The 805-nt window shown below is 63.9% G+C and carries 1 protein-coding gene; it reads right to left on the minus strand.

The window, feature by feature from the left end; translation table 11 throughout:
• Positions 1–805 (minus strand): type VI secretion protein IcmF/TssM N-terminal domain-containing protein (locus ACGF49_RS24645; protein WP_387493349.1); only part of this gene is annotated, 805 nt, incomplete at both ends.

An 805-nucleotide genomic window follows, 5' to 3' on the forward strand; every position in this document is an offset into this window, starting at 1 on the left:
CCAGAACTGTGCCAGCTCCGCGCGCCAGCGCTGCTCGTCCTGCGCGTTCAGGCTAAAGGTGACGCCCAGGATCTGGGCGCGCTGCGGCCTGTCCAGTGACTGAAAGGCGGCACTGAAACCGTGCAGCTGATCGAGTTTGGTCAGCACCAGATAGCAGGGCAGATGATGATGCAGGGTTAACCGCAGATCTTGCAGGCGCAGGTGCAGCGCGGCAATCTCCCGTTCCCGCTGTGCTTTGCTGGCGGTCAGTAAGCGGTGAATATCCACGGTCAGAATAATGCCGTTAAGGGGCTGGCGCTGACGGTTTTCGGTGAGCCAGGCGAGCAGGGCCTGCCACAGGCGGGCGGGCAGCTGGGGTTGGCCGGTGTCCGGCGGCGATAGCTGGTCGATAAGGAAGCCGTCCGGGTCAATGAGGACGGCTTTCTCCCCCAGCCAGCAGCGCAGATGCAGCGGCAGCGCGTCTTCCCCGCTCAGGGTGTCCGGGGCCGCAATGTCAGTCAGCCGGCAGCCGGCCTGAATCAGGGAGGTTTTGCCGCTGCCGGTGTTGCCCATCACCAGGTACCAGGGGCGCTGGTAGAGATAATCCCGGGTCCCCAGATGGCGTTGCAGCCGGGCTTGCCAGTGCTGGAGATACCTGTCCTGACGGGTGATGTCGGCCCGCGCCGGATCGACGGTGTTCAGTTCCACATCCAGTTTAAGCTTTTCAAGCTGGCGCAGGCGGCGCCAGATTTTTATCCCGACAACGCTCAGGGCCAGCAGGAGGATGACGACCGTCGCCAGCCAGCGGGCAGACAGGGTTTCCAGC

Source organism: Photorhabdus sp. RM96S, from assembly GCF_042879335.1.
GTDB classification, from domain to species: domain Bacteria; phylum Pseudomonadota; class Gammaproteobacteria; order Enterobacterales; family Enterobacteriaceae; genus Photorhabdus; species Photorhabdus kayaii.